This window comes from Ruegeria discodermiae (assembly GCF_030758345.1).
In the GTDB taxonomy this organism is placed as follows: domain Bacteria; phylum Pseudomonadota; class Alphaproteobacteria; order Rhodobacterales; family Rhodobacteraceae; genus Ruegeria_C.
Genome location: NZ_JAVAMO010000001.1, coordinates 1,252,511 through 1,274,662, shown reverse-complemented (window position 1 = coordinate 1,274,662; position 22,152 = coordinate 1,252,511). Strand labels below are relative to the sequence as shown.

27 protein-coding genes and 1 pseudogene are annotated in these 22,152 nt (G+C 59.1%); 13 read left to right on the top strand and 15 right to left on the bottom strand.

The window, feature by feature from the left end:
* Positions 1-255 precede the first annotated feature (255 nt).
* Positions 256-1,026 carry a prephenate dehydrogenase/arogenate dehydrogenase family protein gene (locus tag Q5Y75_RS06520; protein ID WP_306195479.1) on the top strand — a complete coding sequence of 257 codons (771 nt, stop codon included), beginning with the start codon at positions 256-258 and terminating at the stop codon, positions 1,024-1,026.
* Between the two features lie 114 nt (positions 1,027-1,140).
* On the opposite strand, the gene Q5Y75_RS06515 is transcribed toward Q5Y75_RS06520, so the two are convergent.
* On the bottom strand, positions 1,141-1,554 hold the full coding sequence (locus tag Q5Y75_RS06515) for a hypothetical protein (protein ID WP_306195476.1): 414 nt from the start codon (positions 1,552-1,554) through the stop codon (positions 1,141-1,143).
* Positions 1,555-1,567: 13 nt separating this feature from the next.
* Positions 1,568-2,770 (bottom strand): pyridoxal phosphate-dependent aminotransferase, encoded by a 1,203-nt coding sequence (locus tag Q5Y75_RS06510; protein ID WP_306195474.1) that lies wholly within the window; start codon positions 2,768-2,770, stop codon positions 1,568-1,570.
* An 81-nt stretch (positions 2,771-2,851) separates the two neighbouring features.
* On the opposite strand from Q5Y75_RS06510, the gene Q5Y75_RS06505 reads away from it, so the two are divergent.
* From Q5Y75_RS06505 to Q5Y75_RS06495, 3 genes are all read left to right on the top strand, one after another.
* On the top strand, positions 2,852-3,247 hold the full coding sequence (locus Q5Y75_RS06505) for a helix-turn-helix domain-containing protein (RefSeq protein WP_306195472.1): 396 nt from the start codon (positions 2,852-2,854) through the stop codon (positions 3,245-3,247).
* Positions 3,244-3,501 carry a succinate dehydrogenase assembly factor 2 gene (locus Q5Y75_RS06500; RefSeq protein ID WP_371933227.1) on the top strand — a complete coding sequence of 86 codons (258 nt, stop codon included), beginning with the start codon at positions 3,244-3,246 and terminating at the stop codon, positions 3,499-3,501. The genes Q5Y75_RS06505 and Q5Y75_RS06500 overlap by 4 nt, the downstream gene beginning before the upstream one ends.
* Before the next feature lie 74 nt (positions 3,502-3,575).
* On the top strand, positions 3,576-4,073 hold the full coding sequence (locus Q5Y75_RS06495) for a MarR family winged helix-turn-helix transcriptional regulator (protein WP_306195470.1): 498 nt from the start codon (positions 3,576-3,578) through the stop codon (positions 4,071-4,073).
* Here Q5Y75_RS06495 and Q5Y75_RS06490 read toward each other — a convergent pair.
* From Q5Y75_RS06490 to Q5Y75_RS06475, 4 genes and pseudogenes are all read right to left on the bottom strand, one after another.
* Positions 4,067-4,815 (bottom strand): annotated as a pseudogene (locus Q5Y75_RS06490) (DUF1194 domain-containing protein). The gene Q5Y75_RS06495 and the pseudogene Q5Y75_RS06490 sit on opposite strands and share 7 nt — an antisense overlap.
* On the bottom strand, positions 4,812-5,240 hold the full coding sequence (locus tag Q5Y75_RS06485; RefSeq protein WP_306195468.1) for a VOC family protein: 429 nt from the start codon (positions 5,238-5,240) through the stop codon (positions 4,812-4,814). The pseudogene Q5Y75_RS06490 and the gene Q5Y75_RS06485 overlap by 4 nt, the downstream one beginning before the upstream one ends.
* Positions 5,241-5,301: 61 nt before the next feature.
* Positions 5,302-6,657, bottom strand: a complete 1,356-nt coding sequence (locus Q5Y75_RS06480) for a hypothetical protein (RefSeq protein WP_306195466.1) — start codon at positions 6,655-6,657, stop codon at positions 5,302-5,304.
* Positions 6,658-6,727: 70 nt separating this feature from the next.
* Complete coding sequence (locus Q5Y75_RS06475) at positions 6,728-7,606, bottom strand: HupA family protein (protein ID WP_306195464.1); 879 nt, start codon at positions 7,604-7,606, stop codon at positions 6,728-6,730.
* 252 nt (positions 7,607-7,858) lie between these two features.
* Between Q5Y75_RS06475 and Q5Y75_RS06470 the strand changes: the two genes are divergently transcribed.
* The 3 genes from Q5Y75_RS06470 (at position 7,859) to Q5Y75_RS06460 (ending at position 9,502) form a co-directional block, all read left to right on the top strand.
* Positions 7,859-8,059, top strand: coding sequence for a hypothetical protein (locus Q5Y75_RS06470; protein WP_306195462.1), 201 nt, complete (start codon positions 7,859-7,861; stop codon positions 8,057-8,059).
* Between the two features lie 123 nt (positions 8,060-8,182).
* Positions 8,183-9,016 carry a thymidylate synthase gene (locus tag Q5Y75_RS06465; protein ID WP_306195460.1) on the top strand — a complete coding sequence of 278 codons (834 nt, stop codon included), beginning with the start codon at positions 8,183-8,185 and terminating at the stop codon, positions 9,014-9,016.
* Positions 9,017-9,019: 3 nt separating this feature from the next.
* A complete protein-coding gene (locus tag Q5Y75_RS06460) occupies positions 9,020-9,502 on the top strand; it encodes a dihydrofolate reductase (protein ID WP_306195458.1) in 483 nt (160 codons plus the stop codon).
* Between the two features lie 173 nt (positions 9,503-9,675).
* On the opposite strand, the gene Q5Y75_RS06455 is transcribed toward Q5Y75_RS06460, so the two are convergent.
* Positions 9,676-10,569, bottom strand: a complete 894-nt coding sequence (locus Q5Y75_RS06455) for an AraC family transcriptional regulator (protein WP_306195456.1) — start codon at positions 10,567-10,569, stop codon at positions 9,676-9,678.
* A 169-nt stretch (positions 10,570-10,738) separates the two neighbouring features.
* Here Q5Y75_RS06455 and Q5Y75_RS06450 point away from each other — a divergent pair, with 169 nt between their 5' ends.
* On the top strand, positions 10,739-11,689 hold the full coding sequence (locus tag Q5Y75_RS06450) for an SDR family oxidoreductase (protein ID WP_306195454.1): 951 nt from the start codon (positions 10,739-10,741) through the stop codon (positions 11,687-11,689).
* Between the two features lie 322 nt (positions 11,690-12,011).
* Here the strand turns inward: Q5Y75_RS06450 and Q5Y75_RS06445 are convergent, their stop codons facing one another.
* Positions 12,012-12,218, bottom strand: a complete 207-nt coding sequence (locus Q5Y75_RS06445; RefSeq protein ID WP_306195452.1) for a cold-shock protein — start codon at positions 12,216-12,218, stop codon at positions 12,012-12,014.
* Positions 12,219-12,438: 220 nt separating this feature from the next.
* Here Q5Y75_RS06445 and Q5Y75_RS06440 point away from each other — a divergent pair, with 220 nt between their 5' ends.
* Positions 12,439-12,756 carry an arsenate reductase family protein gene (locus tag Q5Y75_RS06440; RefSeq protein WP_306195450.1) on the top strand — a complete coding sequence of 106 codons (318 nt, stop codon included), beginning with the start codon at positions 12,439-12,441 and terminating at the stop codon, positions 12,754-12,756.
* A 41-nt stretch (positions 12,757-12,797) separates the two neighbouring features.
* Entirely contained in the window at positions 12,798-13,166 is a 369-nt protein-coding gene (locus Q5Y75_RS06435; RefSeq protein WP_306195448.1) for a hypothetical protein, read from the top strand.
* 3 nt (positions 13,167-13,169) lie between these two features.
* Here Q5Y75_RS06435 and Q5Y75_RS06430 read toward each other — a convergent pair whose 3' ends face one another.
* The 7 genes from Q5Y75_RS06430 to Q5Y75_RS06400 form a co-directional block, all read right to left on the bottom strand.
* Entirely contained in the window at positions 13,170-13,688 is a 519-nt protein-coding gene (locus tag Q5Y75_RS06430) for a DoxX family protein (RefSeq protein ID WP_306195446.1), read from the bottom strand.
* Positions 13,685-14,446, bottom strand: coding sequence for an HvfC/BufC N-terminal domain-containing protein (locus Q5Y75_RS06425; protein ID WP_306195444.1), 762 nt, complete (start codon positions 14,444-14,446; stop codon positions 13,685-13,687). Before Q5Y75_RS06425 ends, Q5Y75_RS06430 begins: the two co-directional genes overlap by 4 nt.
* Positions 14,443-15,300: an MNIO family bufferin maturase gene (bufB, locus tag Q5Y75_RS06420; protein ID WP_306195442.1), complete on the bottom strand. Its 858-nt coding sequence runs from the start codon at positions 15,298-15,300 to the stop codon at positions 14,443-14,445. Before bufB ends, Q5Y75_RS06425 begins: the two co-directional genes overlap by 4 nt.
* Before the next feature lie 92 nt (positions 15,301-15,392).
* Positions 15,393-15,701 (bottom strand): BufA1 family periplasmic bufferin-type metallophore, encoded by a 309-nt coding sequence (locus Q5Y75_RS06415; RefSeq protein ID WP_306195440.1) that lies wholly within the window; start codon positions 15,699-15,701, stop codon positions 15,393-15,395.
* A gap of 222 nt (positions 15,702-15,923) precedes the next feature.
* Positions 15,924-17,882: a threonine--tRNA ligase gene (thrS, locus tag Q5Y75_RS06410; RefSeq protein ID WP_306195438.1), complete on the bottom strand. Its 1,959-nt coding sequence runs from the start codon at positions 17,880-17,882 to the stop codon at positions 15,924-15,926.
* Between the two features lie 140 nt (positions 17,883-18,022).
* Positions 18,023-19,054, bottom strand: a complete 1,032-nt coding sequence (locus tag Q5Y75_RS06405) for an Lnb N-terminal periplasmic domain-containing protein (protein ID WP_306195436.1) — start codon at positions 19,052-19,054, stop codon at positions 18,023-18,025.
* Positions 19,055-19,100: 46 nt separating this feature from the next.
* Positions 19,101-19,868, bottom strand: a complete 768-nt coding sequence (locus Q5Y75_RS06400) for an ArsR/SmtB family transcription factor (RefSeq protein WP_306195434.1) — start codon at positions 19,866-19,868, stop codon at positions 19,101-19,103.
* Between the two features lie 112 nt (positions 19,869-19,980).
* Between Q5Y75_RS06400 and Q5Y75_RS06395 the strand changes: the two genes are divergently transcribed.
* Genes Q5Y75_RS06395 through Q5Y75_RS06385 form a run of 3 tightly spaced genes read left to right on the top strand, consistent with a single transcriptional unit; the run spans position 19,981 to position 22,141 of the window.
* On the top strand, positions 19,981-20,721 hold the full coding sequence (locus Q5Y75_RS06395; protein ID WP_306195432.1) for an alpha/beta hydrolase: 741 nt from the start codon (positions 19,981-19,983) through the stop codon (positions 20,719-20,721).
* Positions 20,721-21,713 (top strand): alpha/beta hydrolase, encoded by a 993-nt coding sequence (locus Q5Y75_RS06390; RefSeq protein WP_306195430.1) that lies wholly within the window; start codon positions 20,721-20,723, stop codon positions 21,711-21,713. The genes Q5Y75_RS06395 and Q5Y75_RS06390 overlap by 1 nt, the downstream gene beginning before the upstream one ends.
* Positions 21,713-22,141 (top strand): VOC family protein, encoded by a 429-nt coding sequence (locus Q5Y75_RS06385; protein WP_306195428.1) that lies wholly within the window; start codon positions 21,713-21,715, stop codon positions 22,139-22,141. The genes Q5Y75_RS06390 and Q5Y75_RS06385 overlap by 1 nt, the downstream gene beginning before the upstream one ends.
* Positions 22,142-22,152 lie beyond the last annotated feature (11 nt).

The window sequence follows — 22,152 nt, the reverse complement described above, 5'->3', positions numbered from 1 at the left end:
CGGGCGGACATCGAGTTGGGGATTATGTCCGCCAAGATCACCTCGCAATTGAATGCTTCGTCGTGCTTCAGGTGGTTGACTTGAGACCGCCTTGAGCGCTAGGCCGTTGTTCATGAAAAAACATGTCTTCATCGTAACAGACTATTATCCGTTGCTAGCATAGCTGCGGAGTTTTTATCGTGAATTATCCGCTGCCTGACAGCGGTCTTCACAACACAGGACCTCGCGCCGGGCGGCAAATCGGAGGTCATACCCATGAACACGCAGACCCGGGCAACCAAACCGGAAACCGTTGGGATCATCGGTTTCGGCGCATTTGGGCGTCTGATTGCAGAGCATCTAAGACCCTACTTCAAGCTCTTTGCATATGATCCGTCGCCTGATCTTGATCCGATCGCATCGAAGTATGGAGTGAAATTGACATCCATTGAAGGTGCCGCGCGATGCGATGTCGTTGTGATCGCTTCACCTGTTTCCAGCTTTGAGAACGTGCTGACTTCGATTGCAAATGCCTGTCGGCCCGGAACGCTCGTTGTCGATGTAGGTTCGGTGAAGGTACTAACCGCGCAAATGATGAACAGGGTGCTCCCGGATAATGTCGAGATAATCGCCACTCATCCGCTGTTTGGCCCGCAAAGCGCGCGCGACGGCATTCGAGGTCTCAAAATCGCGATTTGTCCAATCCGGGGCCAACGTCATTTGCGTCTTGCGAGCTTCTTGCGCAAAGCTCTGTGTCTGCGCGTTATCGTGACCTCACCCGATGAACACGACCGGGATGCTGCGATGGTGCAGGGTTTGACGCATCTGATCGCTAAAGTGCTGTCCAGCATGGGACCTTTACCCTCGCGGATCACAACGCGAAGTTTCGACTTGCTGACCGAGTCCATCGCCATGGTCCAAAACGATGCGCCCGAGGTATTCGATGCGATAGAAAACGCAAACCCATATGCAGAAGATGTCAGGAAGCGTTTTTTCAGGCTGGCCGAGGATTTGAGCCGCGAACTCGATCAAAGCAGCGCTTACTGAAATGTATCTTCTTGTGGGGCAATGCCGGACTCAGGGGCAGTTTTACCTCATCGCCAGTGTCGATGACCAAGGTTCCCAAAACCGTAGCTTGGTTGCTATCTCAGAAGGCCCAGATCACTCTGATCGCCCTTTGCCCATCAAACGGTCGGCCTTTTTGCGTACCAGGACCGAGCGCAGGTCGTGCATGGCGAGCAGCAGGGTGTCGGTTACTTCTTCGAGTTGGGCCGCGCTGGCTTTGGATTGGGCCCATTGCGTGGTCAGGTTCAGGTGGTCGACGGCGCGGTGGATGTCATCGATATCACGGCTGGCCAGCAGGTCGGCGCGTGCGGCCATCCAGGTTCGGATTTCCTGCAGGTCCTGCTCGGATAGTTCCCGCTGCCCGTGCGGCTTGATCTCGCCGTTGCGGATATTGACCACCGCGATCTGGTCCATCTCGATCCGGCGCTGGCGGTTTTCCGTGTCCACGCGGAACACAACGGCCCCGTTTTCGCGGACACGGAAGTAATAGTCGGGCAGTTCGGCGGACATGCCTGCTCCTAATCTAGTTGAGCGCGGCGCTGAAACGCTGGATGCGCGTGCAGGCCTCGGTCAGTGCCTCGTCCGACGTAGCGTAGCTGACGCGAAAGTTGGGCGAAAGACCGAAGGCCGCGCCGAACACCACCGCTACATCCGCCTCTTCCAGCAGGGCCGTGGCAAAAGCCTCGTCATTTTCGATCACGGTTCCGGCGGGCGTTGTCTTGCCGATCAGCCCTGCGATGGAGGGGTAGACATAAAACGCCCCTTCGGGCACCGGGCAGGAGACCCCGTCGATCTGGCTCAGCATCGATATGACCAGATCACGGCGGCGTTTGAATGTCTCGTTATTGGGGGCCAGGAAATCCTGCGTGCCATTCAGCGCCTCGACCGCGGCCCATTGGCTGACCGAACAGGGGTTCGATGTGCTCTGCGACTGGATCTTACGCATGGCTGCGATCAACTCGACCGGCCCGGCGGCGTAGCCGATGCGCCAGCCGGTCATGGCATAGGCTTTCGACACTCCGTTACAGGTCAGCGTGCGCTCATAAAGCCCTGGCTCGACCTGCGCAGGTGTGCAGAATTCGAACCCGTCATAGGCCAGATGTTCATACATATCATCGGTCATGATCCAGACATGGGGATGGCGCATCAGCACATCGGTCAACGCTTTCAACTCGTCCCAGCTATAGCCAGCCCCTGTTGGGTTCGAAGGAGAGTTGAAGATGAACCATTTCGTATTCGGCGTGATGGCCGCCTCAAGCTGCGCCGCCGTCAGTTTGAAGCTGTTTGCCAGCGTCGTCTCCACCACCACGGGCGTGCCGCCCGCCAGAAGCACCATGTCGGGGTAGCTGACCCAATAGGGCGCGGGGATAATCACCTCGTCGCCCGCGTTCAGGGTCGCCATCAGCGCATTATAGAGCGTCTGTTTGCCTCCGGTGCCGATCGACACCTGCGCAGGGGTGTAGTCCAACCCATTGTCGCGTTTGAGCTTGGCGCAGACCGCCTGTTTCAACTCCGGGATACCATCAGGGGCGGTATATTTGGTCTTGCCCGCGGCAATGGCGGCCACGGCGGCGTCCTTGATGTTCTGTGGGGTATCGAAATCCGGCTCACCCGCGCTCAGACCAATAACGTCACGTCCCGCGGCCTTCAATTCCGCCGCTTTCGCCGTCATTGCAATGGTTGGAGACGGCTTAACGCGTGACAATGTCGCAGACAGGAAATTCATGGGCCACCTCTGTTTGTATGCTGAGCGCGACTGTCATAGGGTGCGCCCAGCCCGCGATCAAGCGATGAAGGACATGCGCTGATGAACAATGAAACAATTGACTGGTACGGCCCGGAAGCGGCGACCTTCGGCGATCGCGTTGCCGGCGCGCGTGAAGCGGCAGGCATGACCCAGACCCAGCTCGCGCGTCGCATCGGTGTCAAGAAGGCCACGATCGTCTCATGGGAGGATGATCTGGCCGAACCGCGTGCCAACAAGCTGTCGATGATGGCGGGGCTGCTGAATGTCTCGATCATGTGGCTGCTGACCGGCGAGGGCGAGGGCATGGATGCGCCTGTCGAAGAAGGTGAGACCGATGGCGAGCTGACCTCTCTGGTGGGCGAGCTGCGCGCAATCCGGGGCGAGATGCGCGGGCTGACCGAACGCGCCGCGCGGCTGGAAAAGAAACTGCGCGGTCTGGCGGAGTTGCGCGCGTGAGCGAGCCCCACGCGCATCGCCTCAAGCGGCTGAAGATGCGCTCGATGCGGCGCGGTATCAAAGAGATGGATCTGATCCTGAGCGCCTATGCCGACGCCAATCTGGCGCAGCTTGATGCGGCGGCGCTGGATCTCTATGACCAGCTTCTGCACGAGAATGATCAGGACCTCTATCAATGGGTTACGGGGCGGGCCAGCGTACCGGCGCCTTATGGTCAGATGATCTCTGAAATCGCGCAAACCTTCCAAAAATAGACGAAAATACCCCTTAACTGATTGTTCGGCTTTTCCGGTCACTCTTGTCAAAAGCAAGCGAGTCGGAGAAACGGATGAGTATCGAAACACAGATCAGCAGCGAGGACGGCAAGGGGTACATGACCACCTACCTTGAAGCGCTCGCGCTTGTCGAACGGCTGCACCGGCTGCTGCTCGATGTGATCAAGGACGAGTTCGAGCGGGTCGGTGTGCTGGAGATCAACGCAGTGCAGGCGCTGCTCTTGTTCAATATCGGGGATAACGAGGTCACGGCGGGCGAATTGAAAAGCCGGGGCTACTATCAGGGCAGCAATGTCAGCTACAACCTCAAGAAACTGGTCGAAATGGGCTATATGCACCATCAACGCTGCGAGATCGACCGCCGCTCGGTTCGGGTCCGCCTGACCCAGCGCGGGCGCGAGATTCGCAACATCGTGGCCGATCTTTTTGCTCGCCATGCAGTGGGATTGCAGCACAAGGGAGTGCTGGGCATGGAGGGGATCGAGGATATCACAAGTTCGCTGCGCCGGGTTGAACGCTACTGGACCGACCAGATCCGCTACATTTATTGAGGGGCAGGGCGACGAAGCGCCAAGCGATGTGCGGGACGGATCGCGGACATCGCCGGTGCTTCCAACTCGCGTCTGAGCTTGCGCACCATTGCCTGCTCATACTCTTCGAACCCCAGCGCGACTTCCACAAAGGCGCCGGGGCCCAAAATAACCCATGCGCGGTAATAGGCCGATAACTCGCCGATCTGGCCATATCTTCGGTTTTGCCCGAATCTCGGATCGGTCCCGATCAGCAACCCATTGACGGTCAGACCCTGGGCGATCAGGTTTGCCTGAACGTCGCGGGGATGCGGGCCGAGATTATGCTTGCCGTCGCCGGACAGATCCAGCGTGTGTTTCCTGCACTCGCCCTGTTGCGCCAGCATGCCCGCTCCGAACCGCATCGCCGCGCCGACAGCGGTGCCGGGGTCTGCCTCCGCACGTTGGGTGGCGCGCAGTCTGCGGTGATCTGGTCCAGATCCGTTCGATGGCGAATGTCGCGCCACTCCAGCAGCAGCCTCTGGTCGTTTTCACCGCTCCATTCATAGATCGCAATCCGCACAGGTGCCGCCGGTTGCGCAGTCAAAAGCGCCATCACCTCGGGATGGGCCAGCGCATTGGCCAGCCCGTCCAATTGCATCCGGTATTCCTGAGCGTCGACCGAGCCTGAGACATCGAGCCCCAGCGCCAGCGCCTGCCGACATTGGGCGGCGCCACTGGTGGCCGCCAGACAGGTCGCAATCAGCGCCAGTGCGCGGATCACCAATGGCCGGTGTTTTCCATGCTTTCCCACGGCTCGGCCGCAGGCAGAGAATCGCCCTTTTGCAGCAGTTCGACCGAGATGTTGTCGGGCGAGCGCACAAACGCCATACGGCCATCGCGCGGGGGCCGGTTGATCGTCACGCCATTGTCCATCAGGTGCTGGCAGGCCTCATAGATGTTGTCGACACCATAAGCCAGATGTCCGAAATGGCGGCTGTCGCTGGGCAGTTTGTCGTCGCCGTCCCAGTTATAAGTCAGCTCAATCGGTGCCTCCTCCTGACCGGGAGGGGCCATGAAGATCAGCGAGAACCGCCCCTGCTCGCTTTCGTAGCGGCGCGTCTCCTTGAGGCCGAGCAATTCGTAGAAGGCCATCGATTTTTCCAGGTCCTTCACGCGAACCATGGTGTGCAGGTAGGTCAGACTCATCGGGAAACTCCTTTGCGATTGGCTGTAGCTTAGCGCTAACGCGACAAAGGACCAGAGCAAGTCAGAAGGTTGATTCAATTCCCAGTGACAGTGAGGTCTCGGAGATGTCGTAACGGCTGTCATTCGAAGACCGCTTACCGGTTCGCAGCCGCAGCACCGGGGCAAATCCTGCATAATCATAGCGATGAAAGAAAAAGCTGACATCGCCATAGATCGACTTGTCGGTGCGCCCGCCCGGTACTTCAATAAACCCGGCTGACAGGAACCGGGGATAGTGGGAATATCCTAGCACCAGCCCGGTGTCGATCAGCACCGGACCGACCGGCTTGCCAATGCCATAGGCGATGCGCATCGAGGCAGAATAGAAGGTGCCATTGTCCAGGCGTGCGTTCGTGTTGCGAAAGGCCAGGTCCAGCGACAGCCTATCGCCGTTTTTCAGCGGTTTGGTCAGATAGCCGCCCAGACCCAGAATATTGGAATCATTGGTCCCGAACCGCTCGGCGAACCGGGTTTCGGCCAGCCCGCCAAATCGAACCTGTGCACCCTTCGCCAGACGCCAGGTCCGGTCGCCGCTGATCCGCGCGAAATTATAGGCCCGTTCGCCGCCCCAATAGGAGGAGCCTGTAGCGAAACCGACCGACGCGCTGCCACCCTTCTCGGATTTTCCAATCGCGAAGAGATGCCGGAAAGACAGTTCTGCAAAGGTCGAATCCAGTTCTGACTCGTCAAATTCGGGGGCCTGATCCTTGGCAGAAGAGGACAGCTTGACTCTCTGTACATAGACACGGCTGCCAAGCGTAGTGCGGCTGTTCCGGGTCTGGCGCAATCGGTAGGTCAGTGCCAAGTCGACAGAGGCAATCAGCCCGGACAGGGCTTGCGCGCCGCCACTCAACTGGCCCTGCACCGGCACCCCGTCGATGATCTGCAGGGACGTGTCGGCGCCGCCGTTCACATTGTCCGACGGGCTGAGTTCCCCGCGCAGCCGGAAAGCCCAGGGGTTCACCTGCCGCAGCACCCGATAATCCTGTGCGATCAGGCGTTCGGATTCGTCATCCGGCGCGTGGATCGCCGTGCGGCGCAACCAGATTTGCGACAGCGTATATTGCCGCGCCCCCAGCGCCATGCGTGAGGCCAGTTGAGCCGCCTGAAACTTGTCCTCGGACCGCTCCGCTAGCCGATAGGACCGGGCAGCCGCTTTGCGGCCTTCGCGCGCCTGCCCCAGATCGGCATGGGCGTTGGCTTTCAAATAGTGCAGAACCGGGTCTTGTGGCCGGGCCTGTAACAAGGCGTCTGACAGTTTCAGGGCTACATCGGGTTGCCCGCTGCGCAATGCCTGAAGTGCCAGAGCAAATCCTTGCTCCAGCGTCAATTCCCTGCTTTCGGTCTGCGCCAGTAACGAATGAGAATGCAAAAGCATCAAGCAGAACAGAAAACATATCAGCTTGCGCATGCAATGATCGGTGCTTTTGAACCAAGGCGCGATTGGATTAGCGCGTCGCCGTAAAGACGCCATCCTCAAAAATCGTTGGCCCTTCGGCATTGTCCAGTGCTTCGATATGGCCTTCAGCGCGGATCACGCCACCTACGGCAGGTGCCCGCTCTCCGGCGAAGGCGCCAGCGTAAGAACCAACAGTGTCGCGATCAAGGTTCAGTACGTTTCCGGTGAATGTGCCATTTGACTCAAGTGTTGTGGATTCGAAATTCAGGTTTTCAAGAGCGGTGCCCGCTGGCAGCGATATGATGCCACCGCTAGTGTCTCCTATGACAACCGGGTCTTCAAATCGCCGATTTGTAATTGTGCCTTCTTGGACCTGATTGTCAGTGAAGTCAGCTGTCACAGAAATATCGCCCGATGTACGAACGATGCGGCTCACACCTGGTCCGCCATTGGTTGCCGCATTGATGACGCCGGCATAGGCGCCTCTATATTCAACATTTCCGACAGTTGGGTTGGGTCCTGAGAGGTCGGAGTCTCTGGGCCTTGAAAACGTGTTTTGGCGAGCGAAGTTCGCGCCACCAAAAAACGTCCCTCTAAAGCCGGAACCGGATGTTGCAACGAGAATGCCGTCCTGCTCACTTACCAACACCGTGTAGTGTCGGCTTCCGCTTCTGGCTTGGCCGGTGAACGCTTGGAAACCCGGAACATCAAGAGATTCGTCACGGGTATACTCGGCAGACAGATCACCGTCATCAAAGGGCAGGCCGGTCACCTCCAGTGTCGCGGGCTCGCCTGTCGCGGGATCGCCGGGATTGTAAACGACCGAATCAAGCTGTCCGGCAATGTCGTCGGGCGCGATGAAACCGGTTGCGCCGGTATCTCCGCTCTCGCCGCTCCCCCCGCCATCGGTGCCGTCCTCGGTGAACACGCCCGAACCGCATGCGGACACCAAAGACAGCGCCGCTACCGTCAGCAAATACCGCTTCATCGCCTCAACCTCGAAATTTTTTCTTTGCTTGCCGGAAAATCTTTCACGGGCAGGCGAAAGTCAATCGCGTTGAAACACCAAAGCGCGAATTGTGATATTAATGAAGGCCCCGATATTGCGGTTCAACCTTTGCATTTGTCCAGATATAGTCGTAGCCAAGGGATTCTGAGTACCCGCGGGGAGGGGGTAATCATGTCGCTGTCGACCGAACAACGCAGGGAAATCGAAGAACGGTACGGACAGACTGTTCCGACTCGGCGCGCGGTGTCCGAAGGGTCCGACCCGCGGCTCTTCTCCGCGCATTCGGTGCTTGATCACGGGTTTGTCCGGGTCCTGTTCCCCGTTGTTGAGCTGGGTGGGCTTCTCAAACGGGGAGGTTTAGGTGCTGCCTGATATAGATGTGTCGCGTCGGCCTTCTCGTTCCGGGGGCAAGTTCGCGTAGGCGTAGATGTGATTGCACTATGATATGAGCTTCGGGCTGATGCCCGAGCAGTGGAAAGAAAGACGAGGGCAAAGTTGCAGCAGTATCTCGATGCATTGAACACCATTCTGGAAACTGGTGAGGAATCGACTGACCGCACGGGGACCGGCACAGTCTCGTTATTCGGCATGCAGTCGCGCTATCGGCTCGCGGACGGTTTTCCTTTGGTAACAACCAAGAAGCTGCATTTGCGATCGATCATTCATGAACTTCTATGGTTCTTGGCCGGTGACACCAATATCCGATATCTGAACGATAACGGTGTCACGATTTGGGACGAGTGGGCTGACGAAAACGGGGATCTTGGCCCCGTATATGGCCATCAATGGCGCGCTTTTCCCACTCTTCAGCCAACGGGGCAGGTGAGCGATGGTGAGCCCCTCTATTTCGGGAAGGGCGTTGATCAGATCGCGCAGTTGGTCGAGACCATAAAGGCCACGCCTGATAGTCGCCGCCTGATTGTCTCTGCCTGGAATCCCGGAGATGTGCCACGCATGGCGCTCCCTCCTTGCCATACAATGTGGCAAGTTCGGGTCTTGAACGGTCGCATGCATCTACAGCTCTATCAGCGATCAGCCGACATGTTCCTTGGTGTTCCGTTTAACATTGCTTCTTATGCGCTGCTGCTTGTGATGCTCGCGCATGTCACTGGCTATGAAGCGGGTGACTTTGTGCACACCATCGGGGATGCCCACATATACTCCAACCATATTGATCAGGTGAAATTGCAGCTTACGCGCACGCCCAAGGCGCTGCCAACGATCCGGATCAAGCGCGATGTGTCGTCCATCTTTGATTTCCGCTACGAGGATTTTGAGATCCTTGGCTACGATCCCGACCCTGCGATCCGCGCGCCAGTGGCGGTCTAGACAATGATTACGTTGATCGTGGCGCGTGACGGAAACGGAGCAATCGGCCGGAATGGCGAGATCCCATGGCACCTTCCCGAGGACCTGAAGTCATTCCAGCGGGAAACGCTCGGCGGCGCGCTGATCATGGGACGTAACACATGGGAAAGCCTTCCGGTAAAGCCGCTGCCAAAACGCCTGAATATCGTTGTCTCTTCACAGTCTGATGCTGCCGAATTTGTGGCACCCTCCGTGGCCTCAGCCGTCCAGATTGCTTCCGATATGGGATATGATCGGATTTATGGCATCGGAGGCGCACGGATTTACCAAGAGATGATCCCGCTCGCGAATAGGTTGATGATTTCCGAGGTCGAAATCCAGGTCCAAGATGCCGACACGTTTTTTCCCAGTTTGGACCTGGCTTCCTGGTCTTTGATCAATGAAAGGTCACTGCGCTCAGTCGACCCAAAATGCGATTTGCACGAGTATCTAAGGCGTAGCTATTGACTCGCTCCCCTGAAAAATACCCGATTTGAACTTGGTCTGTTCTTCAACTGAGGAGAAAGACGATGAGCAGAGTCCATTTCGGCGAAGACCAAGCCCGCAGTTTCCGAGATGTGCAACGAAGCGTTGTTCGCATTGGTTCGATCGCGGCCCGCTCTCCGACCGCGAGCGCCACCTCAAGATATTCCCATCGGAATTTTCTGAGCCTTGACCCACTGCCTTGGCGACTGCCCATACATGTTTTTGAACTCACGGCTGAACTGGGACGGGCTAACGTAGCCTACCTCCATCGCGGCTTCGTTAATCGTCATGCCTGCTGCAATCTTCATCGCGGCGTTGTTCAGGCGCATCGATTTGACGAATTGGATCGGGGCCATCGTCGTGACCTGCTTGAACTTGCGATGAAAGACAGCCCGGCTCATGCCTGCGCGGGTTGCCATGTCATCGATCGAGATCGGTGCGGCCAGATTTGAAGACATATGTGCGATGGAACGAGCGATGGCGTTGCCAGCACCGAAGGCCTGCCTGGCAAAGATGCCCGCTTCGCCCTTCAGGATCGCGTAGTACAATTCCCGAAGCCGCGCCTCACCCAGAACCGCCGTATCCGTCTGGCTGGCTCCAAGCTGCAACAGTCGCAGCAGCGCATCGGTGAAACCGTGATCCCACCTCGCAAGTCTGATCCTTTGTGTCCGTAACTCTCCTTTGACGCTAGGCAGGGCGCCTCCGGCATCCTCCATCTCCATGGCCAACTCCATCATCACGCGCTGGTCCAGCGAGATCAGCACACCGTAGAGAGGGGAGGTATGCGAGGCGGAGGGTGTCCCGGCTTTGACAGGCATCGACATCGGGCAGCACAGGTACTGACTGTCATCGTAGAGATATCTGTGACCATCCAGAACCGCTTCCTTTGTCCCGCTTACGATGGCCACGACGCAGGGTTCATAGACGGCCGGAACACATGAAATTGCTTGCGTGGCCCGGAACAGGCGCACGCCCTTGATGCCTGTATCCGTCACGCCATCCCTATCGGTTCGGCCTGCGATAAGTTGCTTGATCTGGTCTTTTCTCATGCGGGAGATCTAAAAGCCTCAGGTCAGCTCTCGCAACTATCTTGATACAATCAGGCAAGTAATTGCGACTAATCCGTCTGTTTTTGAGCGCATACGAGAATTATCTGCATTTCCAGCGGAGTTACACAAATCGCGCGGCCTCTGTGCAGGAGTCAAACGGAGCAAGACAATGCCGGATACAACATTTGGACCCCAGGGTTGGATGCCAGATCGCCTCGGTGACCTGATGGGCAAAACCTACCTCATCACCGGTGCCAACGCAGGCGCGGGCTTTCAGGCAGCGCGCACGCTGCTGAACAAAGGCGCAAAGGTCGTGATGTTGAACCGCTCGGTTGAGAAGTCTCAGGCCGCTGTTGCGGAACTGAAAAACGAGTTTGGCAGCGAGGCCGAGGTGAGCTTTATCCGCATGGACCTTGCCTCTCTCGCCAGCGTGCGTGAAGCCGTGCCCGAGATATTGAAGACCGTTCAGCGCATCGACGCTCTCATTTGCAACGCTGCAATCGCGCAGGTGCCGACGCAAAAGCTCACCGTCGACGGTCACGAGAGTATGTTGGGAACCAACCACTATGGCCACTTTCTGCTGTGCGGGCTGCTGTTTGAGCGGGTCGAAAGGTCGAAGGGCCGGATCGTGGTTGTCAGCAGCCTTGGTTACAATATGGGCATCAAGACCATCCAGTTCGACGATATGAACTGGGACAAGAATTATCACCAGAACCGCACCTACGCGCAAAGCAAGCTGGCGCAGATGATGTTCGCCTATGAGTTGCAGGATCGGCTGGTTGCGGCAGGCAGAACTGATGTCGAGGTTTACGTTTGCCACCCCGGCTCGTCACGGACATCGCTTATCACGACCAGCGGCAACCTGGCGACGCGGATAATGTTTGGGCTCATGTCGTTGTCGCCCATGGTGCAATCAGCAGAGAAAGGCTCTTGGCCGGAAGTGATGTGCGCCAACGAAGAAGGGCTGGAGCAGCGGGCGCTCTACGGTCCAACAGGCCGCGCGCAATTCGTTGGCCCGGTTGGCAGGGGAACGCTCAATCCCCATGCCTATGACAAACCGGTCATGGTCAAGCTGTGGGACGTGTCGGAACAAGCTACGGGGTTCAATTGGGGGCTTTGAGCGACCCGGGTGAGAAGTGTTCGCCGCAATGGGGGCCACTGGCGCGCAGCGCAGCCGGAGACCGTTTGGGGCTCACATCAAACATGCAGGGTCACTGCATGGTTGATGACCTTCTCTCCAATGCTCCCTCATTCATAGCGAGGGTTGGCGGGTCTCTTGCACTGGCTATGGCGCATGCTGCGGGGCGAAGAAGTCAGCCAGGAAAACCCGGGCCTGTCGGCGCGCGAATGGCGCGAATTCGAAGCAATCCTGCGCGGTGGGTGACCTGCCCGCATGTCGCAAGTGGGCGGTACCCCGTCTAATTCCGGGGCACCGCAGAGCCTTATGTGGCCTTGAGGTCTCCGGCCATCTGACGTCCATCACGGCCGTCGATAAGCTCATACGAGATCTTTTGATTGTCGGCGAGGCCGGTCATTCCCGAGCGCTCGACCGCCGAGATATGAACAAACACATCCTTGCCCCCGTCATCAGGGGCGATAAAGCCGTAGCCTTTGGTTGAATTGAACCACTTCACGGTGCCGGTCGGCATGTCCCGTGTCTCCTTCTAAACTTCCACGTGACCCCTAAATTGGCGGGGAGGTCGACAGCACAGCCGCAAACCCGCTTGCCAAGCCATGTCAGACACTGGCGAAGGCATCGCGTTTGGGTTGCACCGGCTACAAGATTGCACGGTGCCCTCAAAAATCAAGGAAAAGGGGATGTATCGCGACCAAATGCCGGATATTTGCTCTTAACAACAAGGAGATGGCATGAAACTCTACGGTCTGAAAACTTGCGATACCTGTCGTAAAGCATTGAAATCGCTTCCGGATGCTGAATTTGTGGATGTTCGTGAAAGCGGCATCTCAGAGGCAGTACTAACCCGCGCATTGGCGGATTTTGGCGCGGCGCTGGTCAATACACGCTCGACCACATGGCGGCAACTGGATGCCTCCGAGCGTGAAAAGCCGCCGCTGCACCTGCTGAAGACCTACCCGACCCTGATGAAGCGTCCGCTGATCGCGCGGGGCGATGATCTGTTTCTCGGCTGGAGCGCTGAGACACGCGCGGCCCTTGGCGTGGCGTGAGAGCGTTCCTATCTGCTCAGAACCGCAACAGGAGGTGACTCATGCGCAGTGCCGCATCGGTATTGGGAATAATCGCCGGGGTGATCGGGATGATCGTCGGCTTTTTTAGCTTTGGCTATGTCGAGGCGGTTCGCCATTTCGGTGAGGTCGACGGGCTGTTCAATCAGGTCACCAACACGCAGTTGATCCAGACCATGTCCATCTTCGCCCCCTTGCTGGCCATCGCCGGTGGCGCCATGGCACGGGCGCGAGCACTTTGGGGCGGGATTCTGCTGCTGGTCTCAGCAGCAGGAATGTATCACGCCTTTGGGTTCAACGCGTTCACGATGTTCCCGATTGCGTTTGCCGGTGTGGCCGGGCTGTTGGCCGTGAAGGCAGGTAAACCCGATGAACCCAAGGCGCATTTCTGAGTCCTAGCGCAGGCGCAGTAAGCGGTCGATCGACAGCGGGCCGGGGCCCTTGATCACGATGACAAGGAACAGGAAGGTCCACATCACGCGCTGATCGGCCAGCGTGATGGCATTGTCAAAAAGCCCACCAAAAGGAACATTGTGGCCATAGACATCGACAAGCGTCTGAACCCATGTGAAGCCGATCATGCCCAAAGCTGCTACCCGCGTCAGAAGCCCGATAAGCAGCAGAGCGGGCAGAACAAACTCGGCAACGGTGCCGAAGAAGATCACGATCCGCTGGAAGAAGGTGATTTTGGTCACATCATACAGAACCGCCTCTGCCGCATGCGGGAACATCTGACCAAATGCGCCCGCTGAGGGCGAAAAGATCGAGCCGTCGATCTTCAGCATGGCGGAGTTCCAGTAGTAGTAGATAAAGATGGCGATAAAGACCAGACGCGCAAGGGTTGGGATCACGAATTCCGAGGGTTTATCCAACCTGTCGAAAACATCATTATAAAGCGTTATCAGGGCAGTCATCTGTCCAGCCTTTCCGTATTCAGAGTGGTAATGGCGCCGCCCTGCAAAAGCAGGGCGAGAGTGGCGCCGAGGTCGAAATCGGGATTTGCGGCAAGCGCCGTCTCATGGGCCGTGCCGATGGTTTGCCCTGCCTGCAGGGCCGCGATCCAGTCCGCGCCGCCGGGGGGAAGCAGATGCGGGATTGGGTCAAACTCAGGGCGCGTGATCAATATGTCCTGCGCCTGCGGTTGTGGTGCAGGCGCGTCCGCCTCGGTGTTGAAGCGCCAGATCGCGTGAACCGGCCAGGGCGAGCGCAGCATTTCCATTGCTGGGGCAAATTCCACGGTCGCCGCCATCAGCGTTTCCGGCTCGATGGCCAACGCCTGCGGGTCGATCCCGGTGCTGTCAGCGGCGTGATAGGAGCGGCGCAGCGCCAGTTCGAGCCGCGCCACATCCGGCAGGTAACCCAGGTGCGAGAGCTGCTCCATGTTCGCCAGAAACTGGGGAAACTCCTCGCCATAGAACATCATCAGCGGAGAAGAGGGCGGATGACGGCGCAGGAACAGACCGGCCAGACCGTCCATGTTCTTCGGTCCCAGCAATTTGGTGATGATGGGAAACGCCTGGTGCGTCGCCTCGGTCAGCGACACGGCGACATTGTTGCGATAGACGCTGAACCGCCGCCCTGCAGGACGGGTTTCGGCATCAAACAGCCCGTCCGGAACCGGCTGCGCCGGGTCCAGCAGCGCGGTGTGAAAGGTGGATTGGTTGACGCTCATGCCGGGATACGCTCCAGCGCCGCATGGGCGCGCGCGGCTTCGGCCTGCAGAACGGGCCAGTCGGGCACATCGGTGTCCCATTCCACCAGAACGGGCTTTGGACCGGAACGTTCCAGCACATAGTCCAGCAACGCCCAGACCGGGTCGACCACCTCGCGGCCATGGCTGTCGATCAGCAGCGGGTGACCGTGGTCATCCTCATCCTCGTCATGGCCGCCCAGATGGATTTCGCCCACCTTTTCCAGCGGGTAGGCGTCGATATATTCTTGCGGTGAGAAATCCAGATTGGTGGCTGAGACAAAGACATTGTTCACATCCAGCAGCAATCCGCAGCCGGTCCGCCGGGCGAGCTCGCGCAGGAAATTGGGCTCGGACCAGGTGCTTTCGGCAAAGGCCAGATAGCTGGAGGGATTCTCCAGCAGCATGGAACGGCCCAGAACCTCCTGCACTTGATCGATGTGATCGCAGATGCGGGCGAGCGTTGCATCGGTATAGGGCAGCGGCAGCAGGTCATTCAGGAAGTGGCTGTCATGGGTGGACCAGGCCAGATGTTCGGAAAAGCTGGCCGGGTTCAGCCAGCCGACCAGATGTTTCAGCCGGGCCAGATGATCGGCATCCAGCGGCATCTCGCCCCCGATCGACAGGCCAACGCCATGAACGGAAATGGGAAACTGTTCGGAAAGGTGGCGCAGCTGTGCCAGGGGCCGCCCGCCATCGCCCATATAGTTCTCGGCATGGATTTCCAGCCAGCCAACCGGCGCGGCGTCCTCCAGGATCTGCGCAAAATGCTGGGGTTTGTAGCCTACCCCTGCGGCAGAGGGCAGGCGGTTCGATCTGAGCGAATTGTCCAGCATCGGGGCATCCTCCGCCTGTCCATGAATGAGCCGATCAATAAAAAGGGGCGGGCGGTGATATGACGCCCGCCCCTCGACACTCGATGTATAGCTTATGCCGGCAGGTCGCGATCCAGCGGCTCAAGCGAGCCGGTGCGTGCGCTGCCATCCGCTGTTTTGGGCAGTTCGATCTTGTCGCAGGTGCCTGCATCGACCAGCGTCCAGGCGTTGCCCTGATAATCGACGGTCGACGTGCCGGCGCATGTTGTGCCCGGGCCTGCGGCGCAGTCATTCTGGCCGGCCAGCGACACGCCATAGCACTTTTCCTTGGCTTGTGCATGGGCGGCAGTGGTGGTGACCGTGGCGGTCAGTGCGGCAGCGACCGCACCGGCAACTGCAAGGGTTTTTGCGGAGTTCGACATCTCGTTAAATCCTCTTTCGGTGATTTTACTCGTCTGGGGTGACGACTAGAACATAGCTACTCGGCTGTGAGCATTGAATTCACGACCCCGTGCCTCACGGTCCCGTCATACAATGTCATAGGAAGGGTACGCCTAATGCCGTGTAAATCAAGGAAATCCGGGCGAAAAATGAAAAACCGGACCCGCGCGGGGGCCGGTTTCTACGCGTGATTTTGCCGATTGTTACAATTGATCGGGCGGGGTTGCCGCGCGTTTGAGCTCAATTGTTACATCCGCCAGCGGCTGCACGCTGGTCTTTTTCTCGCCCAGACGGCGGACGCTGACGGTGCGCTCCTCAACCTCGCGATGACCAACGGCCAAGATGATCGGCACCTTGCCAACCGAATGCTCGCGAACCTTGTAGTTGATCTTCTCGTTGCGGATGTCGGCCTCGGCCCGGACCCCGGCGGCGCGTAGCTCGGCCACGACCTCGTTGACATAGGCATCCGCCTCCGAGGTGATCGAGGCCACAACCACCTGACGCGGTGCCAACCAGAAGGGCAACTTGCCTGCATGTTCCTCGATCAGGATGCCGATGAAGCGTTCGAACGAGCCGAGGCAGGCGCGATGCAGCATATAGGGACGTTGCTTGGAGCCATCAGCGGCGACATAGGTGGCGCCCAGCCGTTCCGGCAGGTTCGGGTCAACCTGGAATGTGCCGCATTGCCAGACCCGTCCGATTGCGTCGGTCAGGTAGAAATCCAGCTTGGGCCCGTAAAAAGCCCCATCGCCCGGTTCCAGCGTGAAATCACGACCCGTCGCCTTGATCGCGCCTTCCAACGCGCCTTCGACGTGATCCCAGCTTTCGTCGCTGCCGACGCGCTTTTCCGGACGGGTGGCGAACTTGATCTCGAACTTCTCAAAGCCGAGGTCCTTGTAGACATCAGCGAGAAAGTTGATGAACTTCGCGCATTCGTCCTGAATCTGATCCTCGGTGCAGAAGATATGGGCGTCGTCCTGCGTGAACCCGCGCACCCGCATGATGCCATGCAGCGCGCCAGAGGGCTCATAGCGCGAGCACGAGCCGAACTCTGCCAGCCGCAGCGGCAGGTCGCGGTAGGATTTCAGGCCCTGATTGAACACCTGCACATGGCACGGGCAGTTCATCGGCTTGAGCGCGTTGACCGCTTTTTCCTTGGCATGTTCTTCCTCGACCTCGACGATGAACATATGCTCCTGGTACTTGTCCCAGTGGCCCGAGGCCTCCCACAGCTTGCGGTCAACGATCTGCGGCGTGTTGATCTCATTATAGCCGCCCGTGCGCTGTTTGCGGCGCATATAGTCCTGCAAGGTGGTGTAGATCGTCCAGCCATTGGGATGCCAGAATATCTGGCCCGGGGCCTCTTCTTGCATGTGGAACAGGTTCATCTCGCGGCCCAGCTTGCGGTGGTCGCGCTTGGCGGCCTCTTCCAGCATATGCAGATGCGCCTTGAGCTTTTCCTTGCCAGTGAAGGCCACGCCATAGATGCGCTGCAGCATTGCGCGGCTGCTGTCGCCACGCCAATAGGCGCCCGCGATGGACATCAACTTGAAGGAGTCACCCGGCACCTGACCGGTATGCTGCAAATGCGGGCCGCGGCACAGATCCTGCCAATCGCCGTGCCAGTACATGCGCAGCGGCTCGTCGCCCGGAATGGCGTCGATCAGCTCCACTTTATAGGGTTCGTCATTGTCGGTGTAATGCTGCACCGCCTTGGCACGGTCCCAGACCTCGGTCGTAACGGGCTCGCGCTTGTTGATGATTTCTTTCATCTTCTTTTCGATCGCGCCCAGATCTTCGGGAGTGAAGGGCTCTGCGCGGTCAAAATCATAATACCAGCCGTTTTCGATGACCGGGCCGATGGTGACCTTGGTGTCGGGCCAGATCTCCTGCACGGCGCGGGCCATGATATGGGCGAGGTCGTGGCGGATCAGTTCGTTGGCCTGCTCCTCGTCCTTCATGGTGTGAATGGCGATCTGCGCGTCGGCCTCGATGGGCCATTGCAGGTCCCAATGCTGGCCGTTCACCGTGGCCGAGATGGCCTTTTTCGCCAGTGAGGTCGAGATATCGGCAGCGACCTGCGCGGGCGTGACGCCTGCGTCATAAGATCGTGCATTGCCATCGGGGAAAGTAAGAGAGACGGATTTTGAATCCAGGGCCATGGTCTGGCTCTCCTCGTCGGTTTGGCGCCCACTGAACGCCCGGTTGCGGGTTATGTGTCGCGCTGATTTGGCAGGGCTTTTGGCCCATGTCAAGCGTATGCGGATGGGATGCTGCCCCCGCCGCCGAAATGAAGAGCGGATTATTTCAGCGGGTCGGGGACGTGTTGCCGGATGTCGGTCGAGTAAGTCGGGGTAACCCCGGCCTCACGGGCGGTATCGCTGATGTGTGCGCGGTCCTGCAACTGGTCGAAGCTGAGCCGCCTGTCCAGAACCCCAAGATCATAGGCGTATTCGGGCAGGTAGCCATTGACCAGGATGCGCCAATCCATCGGCACGGCATCAAACAACTGCCGGATCATCGACATCACCACCGTGGTGCAATTGGTTGTCAGGCTGTTATACCACTTTGGATCAGCGGCGAGCGCGTTGGCATGTTCGACATAGTCCACCAGCAGGGCGCGCGCATTCGCGGGCGAGGCGTTGATGCGGTAGAGCTGGACGTCTTCGCCCCGGATATTGGTGCGCAGGCCGATCAGATCGCGCTCATCACCTGCGAGCAGAATTAGGGTGTGGTTCTTGAACGCGTCTCTGAGGGGTGAGAACTCGCTGCCCTTGATGTGGCGCACCTCGGCGGACCAAGCGAGATACTCGCCCCCCTCAAAGCCGAAGCTGACAATCATATGGGCGATCGATGGCCCGTCCCAATGGGACATCACCAGATCCGCCGATTGCAGCTTGCTCAGATCATAGCTGCGGCGTTCCCAGTTCGGGGTGAAGTCATCCTCGGTGCGCCAGTCGAAATTGCGCACGCCGTCCAGGGTCAATGTGTTGCCATCAATGGTCCCGGTCACTTGCACGGCGTCGTCAGGCGCCCAGTCCCGCTCGTGCGGAGGCGTGATTGACTGCCACCAAAGGCTGACCGCAATCAGCGCGGTGGCAAACCCGGCCAGCATTTTCAACCGACCCGGCCAGATCTGAGCGATGAGCGTGGCCAATCCCAGCAGGCCGAATGCCCCGGCGACAATGCCCCGGACTATTTCGGGGCCGGGTACATGGAACCAGAGGGCAAGGCTGCCCCAAAGCGTGAACAGGGCCACGCCGATCATGATCAATGCGATCAGCAGAATGCGCAGGAAGGTAAGCAGCGTAAACCCCGTCTCTGTTGCGCTCACAATAGGGACGACCTGAACCGGTAGCAAGCGCCGGAGGGGGCGGGCCTCAGCCGGTTGCCGCCATGGCAAAGCGATGCGCCTTGCCGGTTTCTAGCCAGGTCTTGAGCCCCGCGATCATCCGGTACCAGCCATCGGCAACACCCTCCTGTCCCGGCGGGATGTCGTAATGCTCGACCGTGAGCTTGCAATGGTCCCCCTGTGGTTCGATCAGATAGACGCAGCGCGACGTGGGCATGCCGTCCCCCTCCCAGCAGGGTTTGAAAAGCATATCGAGATAGGTTTTCGGCCGCGCCTCGGTCACGTCGATGGTCAGCATCGGCATGCCCCCTTCGATGCGGTAGGTTGTCGAACCACCGACTTTCAGCGTGCCTTCGGCGGATTTGGCCATGAAATGGTACTGGATGACCTCTTGCGGGTCGGTCAGTGCCGACCACAGCGCACCCTGTGTGCAACGGATGAACGTGGCCATCATGAAATCGGGTTTTGGGGCCTCACTCATTGGGGCAGCTCCTTCGAGTTTCGCTTTCAGATCAAGCAGGCCGCGCGCCGCAGGTTTGGCGCGATACGGCTCGATCCACCGGTCTATTGCCTCCTGCAGGGGCAGGGCGTTCAGGTAGTGATATTTAAACCGCCCCTTCTTGCGGGTGACGATGAGGGAGGCGTCTTCGAGCAGCTTGAGATGTTTCATCACCCCGAACCGACTCATGTCGAGCTGGGCTTCCAGCTCGCTCAGGCTTTGCCCGTCCTTCTGGCGCAGGCTGTCCATCAGGGTCAGGCGGGCCGGGTCGGCAAGGGCCTTGAAGATCGCTTCCATGGGAATCACTTATACGTTACTTTTTAGTCACGTGACAATATGGTAACGTAAAAATCTGCAATTGCGGTGGCGCGACAGCGCTTGCATGATCGCCACAAACAAGGAGGCAGGGATGCAGTATCTGGACACCGCGCGGGGGCGGCGGATCGCCTATCACCGAAGCGAGGGGCGCGGGCCCTGCATCGTGTTTCTGGGCGGGCTGAAATCCGACATGGAGGGCACCAAGGCGGTGCATCTTGAGGCATGGGCACAGGCGCAGGGGCGCGCCTATCTGCGGTTCGACTATTCCGGGCATGGCGAAAGCTCTGGCACATTCGAAGAGGGCTGCATCGGCGATTGGCATGAAGATACCGTCGCGGCGGTGCAGGCGCTGACGGACGGGCCGATCATTGTGGTCGGCTCCTCGATGGGCGGCTGGCAGGCCTTGCTACTGGCACGAGCGATGCCGGAGCGGATCGCGGGGATGGTCACCATCGCCGCCGCGCCGGATTTCACCGAAGACGGCTACTGGGCCTCGTTCACCGACGCGCAGAAACAGGCGCTTGAAGAGGTCGGGCAGGTGGAACTGCCCTCGGATTACATGGAGCCCTATATCATCACCAAACGGATGATCGAGGATGGCCGCGAGCGGTTGGTGCTGCGCGGGCCTTTGGAATTGCCGTTTTCTGTCAGATGCTTGCAGGGCACAGCTGATACAGCGGTCTCGACCGAAACGGCACTGCGCCTGCTGGATCACGCGACATGTGACGATATGCGGCTGACGCTTGTGAAGGACTCCGATCACCGGTTCTCGGACGGGCCGTGCCTTGGGATGATCGAGCAGGCGGTGCTTGACGTCCTGAAGGAGGGATGATGCGCGCCTTCGGAAGGTTTCTGGGGCGCGTTTTGTTGGTTTTGCTGGTGGCTGGCGGGCTGCTCTGGGTTTTCGGACCGTATGAGCAGGTCGATCTCAAGGCCCGCTTTGACCCGCGCAAATTCGGGGAAGGCGTGCAGGTCTATTTCGAAGCAGTGGAATCCCGCTTCGATGACATTACCGAGGGCACCGAAAAACGGGTGATCTGGCAGCCTAGCTTCAAAGAGCAGCGGACGCCTTATTCAGTGCTCTACCTGCATGGCTTCTCTGCCACCTCCGAAGAAATCCGCCCGGTGCCGGATCGTGTGGCCGAGGCGCTGGGTGCCAATCTGGTCTATACCCGCCTGCGCGGGCATGGCCGCGGCAGCGCGGCGTTTGCGGAGGGCAACGCCACCGCCTGGATGCAGGATGCCGCCGAAGGGCTGGCGGCAGCGCGCGCGACTGGCGACAAGGTGGTGGTGATCGCAACCTCGACCGGGGCGACGCTTGCTGCGGCTGCGGCGCTTGACCCCGACCTTGATCAGGACATCGCCGCGATGGTGCTGGTGTCGCCCAATTTCGGGATCAACGACCCGATGGCATGGGTCCTGACGCTGCCGGCGGCCCGGTATTGGCTGCCCTTGCTCATGGGAGAGGAGCGCAGTTTCGAGCCGCGCAATGCAGGTCAGAAAAAGTACTGGACCACCTCCTATGGCTGGCCGCCGGTTCTGTCGATGGCGGCGCTGGTCAAAAAAGTGGTGACTCTGGATATCTCGCAGGCTAATGTTCCCGTATTGTTCTTGTTTTCGGATGAGGATCGTGTCGTGCGGCCAGACCGAACGCGAGAGGTGGCGGACCGCTGGAGCGGACCAGCGACGATCCAGACGGTGACGATGGGCCAAGGGGACGATCCCTACGCCCATGTCATTGCAGGCGATATCATGTCGCCGGGTCAGACGGACGCGGCGGTTGCTGCGATCCTGACTTGGCTGCAGGCAAACGGAGTGGAATGATGGACCAGCGCGTCAGCCTGATCACGGTCGGCACCAAGGATATGGAGGGCTCGGCCCGATTCTACGAAGCGCTGGGCTGGCAGCGGGTCGAGACGCCCGATGGCGTGATCGCCTTTGATCTGATCGGTCAGGTGCTGGGGCTCTATCCGCTGGACAAGCTGGCCGAGGATATTGGATGTGGTGCAGATGACTTGGGGCAGGGTGCCACCACGCTCAGTTACAATTGTGCCGCAAAAGAGCAGGTGTCCGAGTTACTGACCGCAGCCGAGGCCGCCGGGGCCGCGATCCTGAAGCCCGCCAGCGATGTGTTCTGGGGCGGCCATCACGGCTATTTCCGCGCGCCCGAAGGAACGGTCTGGGAAGTGGCCCATAACCCCTTTTCTGCGCTGGGTCCAAATGGCGAGTTTCGCTGGAACGGCTACGGCTGATGCGTCAGCCC